The following is a 273-nucleotide window of genomic DNA, read 5'->3' on the forward strand; positions in this document are numbered from 1 at the left end:
GTAGTTAACAGCATGTCGTATATATGTCGATACAGGTTGGTACCCGCGCTCATGGATGCGAGGTTGGTGGTATCAGACACCGGGGACATTTTATCGCCAAACGTCGCACCACATACCACCATGCCTGCCACAATGGGGAGTGGTATATTCATGGCAGCGCCAATACCCATCAGCACTACACCCATAGTGCCCACCGTACCCCACGATGTGCCTGTAGCTACCGACATTACCGCACACAAAATTAATCCCACCGCAAGGAAGATACTGGGGTTT

Annotated in this window: 1 protein-coding gene; it reads right to left on the reverse strand. The window is 51.6% G+C overall.

All coding sequences use genetic code 11. The annotated features are described in order from the left end of the window. Positions 1–273: Na+/H+ antiporter NhaC family protein (locus tag NLF92_RS12940; protein ID WP_284700440.1), on the reverse strand; the 273-nt coding region annotated here is incomplete at both ends.

Source organism: Opacimonas viscosa (assembly GCF_024199005.1).
Lineage (GTDB): Bacteria > Pseudomonadota > Gammaproteobacteria > Enterobacterales > Alteromonadaceae > Opacimonas > Opacimonas viscosa.